This is a genomic window from Methylobacterium sp. WL103 (assembly GCF_008039885.1).
GTDB lineage: Bacteria > Pseudomonadota > Alphaproteobacteria > Rhizobiales > Beijerinckiaceae > Methylobacterium > Methylobacterium cerastii.
This window is the reverse complement of sequence record NZ_VRUX01000186.1, coordinates 1-7234: the sequence shown is the minus strand read 5'-3', so window position 1 is coordinate 7234 and position 7234 is coordinate 1. Positions and strand designations below refer to the sequence as shown.

Sequence of the window (7234 nt, the reverse complement as noted above, 5' to 3'; positions counted from 1 at the left end):
GCGCGTTCCAGCGCCTGCTCGGCCATCTCGGCGGCGCCGACGCAGTCGCCCTCGGCCAGGCACGCCTCGGCGTAGGCGAAGCGACGGTCGGCCAGCAGGTCGCCGGAGCCGGCCTGGTGCATTGCGAGAATCGATTTCACGGCGGGGATCGATTCGATGGCGGGGATCGATGTCATGGGGGATCGATCCGGGTCTCGTCGGGACGACGCCCTATATCGTCGGCGACGCCACCCCTCGGTAGACCCATCCTCCGCCAGACCCAACCCTCGACGAGACGGGACCGATGACGCTTCGCGCCGGCGACCTCCTGACCCTGACCCGCGAGGGGCTGTACTGCCCGCTCGGGCGCTTCCACGTCGACCCCACCTGGCCGGTCGAGCGGGCGCTGATCAGCCACGGCCATGCCGACCACGCCCGGGCCGGCCACGGCAGCGTGCTCGCCACGGGCGAGACCCTGCGCATCATGGCGGTGCGCTACGGCGAAGATTTTTGCGGTGCGCGCCAGGAGGCCGTGCTCGGCGCGGACGTCCGCGTCGGCGACGTGACGGTGCGGTTCGCCCCCGCCGGGCACGTCCTCGGCTCGGCGCAGATCGCGATCGAGGCGCAAGGCGTGCGCGTGGTGGTGTCGGGCGACTACAAGCGCGCGCACGATCCGACCTGCCGGCCGTTCGAGGTGGTGCCCTGCGACGTGTTCATCACCGAGGCGACCTTCGGCCTGCCGGTGTTCCGCATGCCCGACACGGCGGCAGAGGTGCGCAAGCTCCTCGATTCCGTGGCTCTGTTCCCCGAGCGCGCCCACATCGTCGGCGCCTACGCGCTCGGCAAGGCGCAGCGGGTGATGATGCTGCTCCGCGAGGCCGGCTACGACCGGCCGATCCACCTGCACGGGGCGATGGAGAAGCTGACCGAGCTGTACAAGCGCGAGGGCTTTGCGCTGGGCGACACGCCCAAGGTGGCCGCCACCGACCGCGCCGGCCTGAAGGGCGCCATCGTGCTGTGCCCGCCCTCGTCGATCCAGGACGTGTGGTCGCGGAAATTCCCGGACCCGGTGACGAGCTTCGCCTCGGGCTGGATGCGGGTGCGCGCGCGTGCCCGCCAGAAGGGCGTCGAGCTGCCGCTGGTGATCTCCGACCATGCCGACTGGCCCGACCTCTGCCGCACCATCCGCGAGACCGGGGCCGGCGAGGTCTGGGTCACGCACGGGCAGGAGGACGCGCTGGTGCACTGGTGCGGGACGCAGGGCATCAAGGCCAAACCGCTGCACATGCTGGGCTACGGCGTCGACGGCGACGCGGAGCCGGCGCCCGTCGAGGCGGCGCAAGACGCCGCTGATGAGGTCACCGACGAGGCCGCCGCGTGAACGATTTCGCCGAGCTTTTGGACCGCCTCGCTTACGAGCCGCGCCGCAACGCGAAGCTGCGCCTGCTGCAGGACTACTTCGCGAAGACCCCGGACCCGGAACGCGGCTACGCGCTCGCGGCGATGACCGGCACCCTCAGTTTCCGCGAGGCCAAGCCCGCGCTGATCCGCGGCCTCGTCGAGGCGCGGATCGACCCGGTGCTGTTCCGGCTCTCGCACAACTACGTCGGCGATCTCGCGGAGACGACCGCGCTGATCTGGCCGGGACCCCTCGCGGACGAAGCGCGGGTCCCCGCTCCCGAACGGGAGAGGGAGCCCGTCGGCGCTCCCGGCCCCGGCCACAACAACCCGCCTCCGCACGTGCCGACGCTCGCCGAGGTGGTCGAGACCCTGTCGACCATCCGCAAGGCCGACCTGCCTCAGCACCTTGCGACCTGGCTCGACGCGCTCGACGAGACCGGGCGCTGGGCGCTGTTGAAGCTCGTCACCGGAAACCTGCGCGTCGGCGTGTCGGCGCGGCTCGCCAAGACCGCGGTCGGCGCGCTCGGCGGCCACGAGGCGGACGCGGTCGAGGAGGTCTGGCACGGGCTCAAGGCCCCGTTCGAGACCCTGTTCGCCTGGGCGGAGGGGCGCGGCCCGCGGCCCGAGACCCTGAACCCGGCCCCGTTCCGGCCGCCGATGCTGTCGCACCCGATCGAGGAGGAGACCGACTTCGACAAGCTCGCCCCGGCCGACTTCTCCGGCGAGTGGAAGTGGGACGGCATCCGCGTGCAGCTCGTCGGCGGGCGCGACGCGGCGGGCGAGCAGGTGGCGCGGATCTACTCGCGCACCGGCGAGGACATCTCCGGCGCCTTCCCGGATTTGGCCGAGGCGGTCACCTTCACGGGGACGCTCGACGGCGAGTTGCTGATCCTGCGCGAGAGCCGGGTGCAGAGCTTCAACGTGCTGCAGCAGCGCCTCAACCGCAAGGCGGTGACGGGCAAGCTGACGGAGGAGTTCCCGGCGCATGTGCGCGCCTACGACCTGCTCACCGCCGACGGCGAGGACCTGCGCGGGCTCGGCTTCGTGGAACGCCGCGCCCGGCTCGAAGCGTTCGTGGCGACGCTCGACCACGTGCGGATCGACGTCTCGCCGCTGGTGCCGTTCTCGACCTGGGAGGACCTGGCCGCGGCCCGCGCCGACCCGGCGGCTTTGGGAGCCGGCTTGGATGCCGACGCCATCGAGGGCGTGATGCTCAAGCGCCGCGACAGCCCCTATCTGCCCGGCCGCCCGAAGGGCCCGTGGTGGAAGTGGAAGCGCGAGCCGCACCTCGTCGACGCGGTGATGATGTACGCCCAGCGCGGCCACGGGAAGCGCTCGTCGTTCTACTCCGACTACACGTTCGGCGTGTGGCGGGACGGCGCCGACGGGCCCGAGCTGGTGCCCGTCGGCAAGGCCTATCACGGCTTCACCGACGCGGAGCTGGCCAAGCTCGACCGCTATGTCCGCAACCACACGGTGAAGCGTTTCGGCCCGGTGCGCGAGGTCGCCTACGGGACGGAGGGCGGATTGGTGCTGGAGATCGCCTTCGAGGGCGTGCAACGCTCCACCCGGCACAAATCGGGCGTCGCCATGCGATTCCCCCGCGTCAGCCGCATCCGCTGGGACAAGCCGGCAGCCGAGGCCGACCGGATCGACCTTCTGGAACGCATCCTGGCGCGGGGCGAGCGCGAGACGATGCCGGGCACGACCTTGGAGATCGCGGAATGAAGCGTGGCACGGTGGGGACGGTCGAGGCGCTGTTTTCCGGCTCCGTCCGGCGCCAGGCCGGCGGGCGGCTGACGATCGCCACGCCGGGGCCGGGCTTCACCGAGTTCACCGACGCGGTCGCCGCCTTCGTGCGCGACAGCGACGTCTCGGACGGCATCGTCACGGTGTTCTGCCGGCATACCTCGGCCTCGCTGACGATCCAGGAGAACGCCGACCCGGACGTGCAGGCCGACCTGATGACCGCGCTGGACGGCTTCGCCCCGCGCCACGCGGCCTACGTCCACGGCGCCGAAGGACCGGACGACATGCCCGCCCACATCCGCACGATGGTCACCGACGCCACCCTGTCGATCCCGGTGGTGGACGGCCGCCTTGCGCTCGGCACCTGGCAGGGCGTGTACCTGATCGAGCACCGCGACCGGGCGCACCGGCGGGAGATCGTCTTGGTGGTGGTGGGGACGTGAGGCGGACGCGCTGATCCCGCGATCACACCCGCCCCGTCATTCCGGGCTCTGCTTCGCAGCCCCGGATTGACCGAGGTTGGAGGGACGCCGTCTTGTCCGCTTCACGCGTACACCACCCCCCGCATCAGCGGCCGGGCCGTGCGGAAGAACGAACCGCGCGTCGTGCGGAACCCGTCCCCATCCTGGACCACGTCGGCGTCGGCGGTGAGGACGCCTGAGGGCATGCCGACGCGCAGGGTGTCGGCGGTTTCACGGGCGACCTCGGCGACGACGCTGCCGGGGAGGCGGGCGGCGACCGCGAGGCACAGGGTGGCGGTGAGTGGCAGCGCCTGATGCGGCACGCCGTTCGAGATCACCCGGGCGGTGAGGTCGACCGCGGCGGCGGTCACGCGCTCGCCCGAGAGGGTGCCCGCGTCCTGCGGCGGCGCCACCAGGCCGACGAAGGGGACATGGACGATGGTGGCCGCGTGCGCGTCGTCGCGGGCGATGCCCATCGCCACCGAGGCCGCGCGGCGGATGCGGCCGAGACGGTCGAGCAGGCCGGGTACGGCCTCGATCGCCGCCGGCAGCTCGGTCCCCGTCAGCCCGAGGGCGGTGGCCTTCACGAAGACACAGGCGTTGGCGGCGTCCACCATCGAGACGTCGAAGTGCCCGAGCCCCGCCACCGCGAGGCGCTCGCGCACCGTGCCGATGGGGAGCAGCCGGCCGGTGGTGGCGCCGCCGGGATTGACGAAGTCGAGGCGGATCGGCGCGGCCGTCCCCGCGACGCCGGGAATGGCGAGGTCGCCGCGGTAGACCGCGCGTCCGCCCGCCACCGCGAAGGCGGCGTGGACGACCTTCTTCGTGTTGGTGTTGAAGATCCGGATCGTCACAGGCCCGTCGGGCGCCGAGACCAGCCCCTCGTCGATCGCGAAGGGGCCGACCGCCGAGAGCATGTTGCCGCAATTGCCCGACAGGTCGATCCGCGCCTCGCGCACCACCACCTGGACGAAGGTGTAATCCACGTCGGCGTCGTCGCGGCGCGAGCGCGCGACGACGCAGATCTTCGAGACCGACGACACGCCCCCGCCCATGCCGTCGAGCTGGCGCCCGAACGGATCGGGGCTGCCCATCGCCGACAGGAACAGCGGTTCCCAGGCCGCGACGTCGGCCGGCACGTCGCGCCGGTGCAGCATCAGCGCCTTGCTGGTGCCGCCGCGCATGAACACGGCCGGGATCGCGGTGAAGCTCATGAGGCGGGCCTTCGTAGAGGGACGGACATCGGACGTGGCCTGCCGGCGGCGGCGGCATCATCCCGCCAAGGCCGGCGCAGGGCATCCGTTCAGGCTCCAAACAGGTCCGCATGGGTGCCGGCGCGGACGAAGACGACGAGGCCGGAGCCGCGTTCGTCGTCGATCGTGTAGGCGAGCAGGAAGTCGCCGCCGACGTGGCATTCGCGATGTCCCGCCCAATTCCCCTTCAACGGATGATCGAGCCACTCGGGGCCTGGGGGCCGTCGTTGGCGATCAGCAGCAGCATGACCTGTTTCAGACGAGACATGTCGTACCGGCCGGAGCGGGACAGGCGTTCCCAATCCTTGCGGAAGGTCTTCGTGTAGTCCGACGCCCGCGGCGGGGCGGCGCGCTTAGAGCATTTTCCGTGATCTCTGGATCACGGAAAATGCTCTAACCTGCTGTGTGGTCGCATTTTCTTCACGCGAGCCGGCATCCACCTCGCTTGAAAAATGCTCTAGCGGATGCCGGCGTCTTCAAGGTCGGCGATCAACGCGTCGGCGTTCGTGAAGCGGCTCCGGTGCCGGCGGGCGATGGTCTCGGCTTCCTCCATCGCAGCCCGGGTCTCGGCGTTCGGAACCCCGAGTTCGAAGGGAAGCGCTCGATCCGTGGCGACGCGGTGCAGGACCAGGCGCACCGCATCCGACATGGACAGGCCGAGGGCATCGAGCGCGACCACGGCGCCAGCCTCGGTCTCGTCATCGACGCGGATGTGCAGGACGGATGTGGGAGCGGTCATGCCAAAGCCTCTCGCTCCTGAGAATGGCGATCGCCACCCCGGCCGTCAACGCGCCGCGTCCTCGCGGCCGCCTTACAAGAACTTCAGCGGGTCGGTCTCGGGCGGGGGCGGGGCGACGTCGGCGCGGTTCCACCAGCCGCCGCCGAGCGCCTGGAACAGGGCCGCGGTGTCGGCGTACTGCGTCGCCCGCGCGCCGGCCGATGTGACGAGCGCCGAGAGGTAGCCCTGCTGGGCGATCAACACCTGCGTCGAGTTCACGGCGCCGGCCGAGAACTGCTTGCGGATCAGGCCGAGGCTCTGGCCCGTCGCATTCTCCGCGGCCGAGGCGGCGGCGACCGCGGCGGCGTCCGATTGCAGGGCGCGCAGCGCGTCGGCCACGTTCTGGAACGCGGCGATCACCACGGCGCGGTACTGCGCCTGCGCCTGGGTCAGGGTCTCCTCGGAGGCGCGCTGGCGGCGGTAGAGCGTGCCGGCGTCGAAGATCGGCGCGGTGGCTTGCCCGAGGATGGTGAAGAACCCGGCGCCCGGGTTGGTGATCTGCGCCAACCGCACGGCGCTCGAACCGCCCGCGGCGGTGATCGAGAATTGCGGCAGCCTGTTCGCCACCGCGACGCCGACGCCGGCCGAGGCCTGCTGCACCAGGGCCTCGGCCGCCTTCACGTCCGGCCGCTGCTGCACCAGGCGCGAGGGCAGGCTGACGGGGACCTTCGTCGGCAGCCGCAGGGCCGAGAGGGTGAAGGTCTCAGCCACCTCCTCGCTCGGCAGGCGTCCGGCGAGCGCGGTCAGGAGGTTGCGCTGCTGCGCCAGCTGCTTCTCCAGCGGCGGCAGCAGCTGCTGCGACAGCGACAGGGCCGCCTGCTGCTGGATCACGTCGGCGCCGGCGATCTGCCCGAGCGAGAGCTGCTTGTTGTAGAGGGTCAGCACCTCGGTCTGGGCCTGGATCACCCGCTTCGTCGCGTCGATCTGGGCGCGGAGGCTGGCCTCCTGGATCGCGGCGGCGACGACGTTGGCGGTGAGGCTGAGGTAGGCGGCCTCGAGCTGGAAGCGCTGGTTCTCGGCCGTCGCCTCCAGCCCCTCGATCGTGCGGCGGTTGAGGCCGAACACGTCGGGGTTGAACGCCACCGTCACCTGCGGCGTGTAGAGGCTGTAGAGGTAGTTGTTCTGGTTCTGCAGCGGCGATTGCAGGTCGAGCCCCGGCGCCCGCGCGCCCAGCGCCTGCGGGTTGGCCGAGAGCGAGGGATACAGCGTGCCCTTCTGCGCGAGCACGTTCTGCTGCGCGATGCGCAGGCTCGCCTGGGCCGCCTCCAGGTTCGGGTTGTTGGCCAGCGCCTCCTCGACCAGGCGGTTCAGCGCCTTGGAGCGGAACAGCGTCCACCACTGGCCGGGGATGTCGGCGCCCGAGACGAAGCTCTGGTCGGCCGAGCCGCCCTGGCGCGTGGCGACCTTGTCGGCCGCGCTCGGGTTCGCCAGGGGCTCCTTCGTGTAGCGGGCGACCGGCGGATCCTCGGGCGCGATGTAGTTCGGGCCGACCGCGCAGGCGGACAGGCTCAGGCTCGCGCCCAACCTGATCCTCGTGGTGGTGCCGGTGCTGATCTCGCTGTTCTCCCGCCGCCAGCCGAACCCGCTGGCGGCGGGAGAACAGCGAGATCAGC

The 7234-nt window shown here is 71.4% G+C and carries 7 protein-coding genes and 1 pseudogene; 3 read left to right on the top strand and 5 right to left on the bottom strand.

Annotation, left to right across the window (positions count from 1 at the left end):
- Positions 1-122: pseudogene (locus tag FV222_RS31160) on the bottom strand (SAM-dependent methyltransferase); the annotation flags it as partial.
- A gap of 161 nt (positions 123-283) precedes the next feature.
- Here FV222_RS31160 and FV222_RS12930 point away from each other — a divergent pair.
- The 3 genes from FV222_RS12930 to FV222_RS12920 are packed head-to-tail and all read left to right on the top strand — an operon-like array spanning position 284 to position 3572.
- Positions 284-1360: a ligase-associated DNA damage response exonuclease gene (locus FV222_RS12930; protein ID WP_147814547.1), complete on the top strand. Its 1077-nt coding sequence runs from the start codon at positions 284-286 to the stop codon at positions 1358-1360.
- A complete protein-coding gene (locus tag FV222_RS12925) occupies positions 1357-3108 on the top strand; it encodes a cisplatin damage response ATP-dependent DNA ligase (protein ID WP_147762774.1) in 1752 nt (583 codons plus the stop codon). The genes FV222_RS12930 and FV222_RS12925 overlap by 4 nt, the downstream gene beginning before the upstream one ends.
- Entirely contained in the window at positions 3105-3572 is a 468-nt protein-coding gene (locus tag FV222_RS12920) for a secondary thiamine-phosphate synthase enzyme YjbQ (protein ID WP_147762773.1), read from the top strand. Before FV222_RS12925 ends, FV222_RS12920 begins: the two co-directional genes overlap by 4 nt.
- Before the next feature lie 101 nt (positions 3573-3673).
- Here FV222_RS12920 and FV222_RS12915 read toward each other — a convergent pair whose 3' ends face one another.
- The 4 genes from FV222_RS12915 to FV222_RS12900 form a co-directional block, all read right to left on the bottom strand.
- On the bottom strand, positions 3674-4804 hold the full coding sequence (locus FV222_RS12915) for a PrpF domain-containing protein (RefSeq protein ID WP_147814545.1): 1131 nt from the start codon (positions 4802-4804) through the stop codon (positions 3674-3676).
- Between the two features lie 89 nt (positions 4805-4893).
- Positions 4894-5034: a type II toxin-antitoxin system YafQ family toxin gene (locus FV222_RS31155; RefSeq protein ID WP_238270250.1), complete on the bottom strand. Its 141-nt coding sequence runs from the start codon at positions 5032-5034 to the stop codon at positions 4894-4896.
- Between the two features lie 266 nt (positions 5035-5300).
- Positions 5301-5582, bottom strand: coding sequence for a type II toxin-antitoxin system RelB/DinJ family antitoxin (locus tag FV222_RS12905; RefSeq protein WP_147762771.1), 282 nt, complete (start codon positions 5580-5582; stop codon positions 5301-5303).
- A 72-nt stretch (positions 5583-5654) separates the two neighbouring features.
- Positions 5655-7145 (bottom strand): efflux transporter outer membrane subunit, encoded by a 1491-nt coding sequence (locus FV222_RS12900; protein ID WP_246685443.1) that lies wholly within the window; start codon positions 7143-7145, stop codon positions 5655-5657.
- Between the last annotated feature and the right edge of the window lie 89 nt (positions 7146-7234).

Bases quoted from the DNA above. Each gene is read 5' to 3' on its own strand.
- FV222_RS12930 (WP_147814547.1), top strand. From the start codon at position 284: ATGACGCTTCGCGCCGGCGACCTCCTGACCCTGACCCGCGAGGGGCTG.
- FV222_RS12920 (WP_147762773.1), top strand. From the start codon at position 3,105: ATGAAGCGTGGCACGGTGGGGACGGTCGAGGCGCTGTTTTCCGGCTCC.
- FV222_RS12915 (WP_147814545.1), bottom strand. From the start codon at position 4,804: ATGAGCTTCACCGCGATCCCGGCCGTGTTCATGCGCGGCGGCACCAGC.
- FV222_RS12905 (WP_147762771.1), bottom strand. From the start codon at position 5,582: ATGACCGCTCCCACATCCGTCCTGCACATCCGCGTCGATGACGAGACC.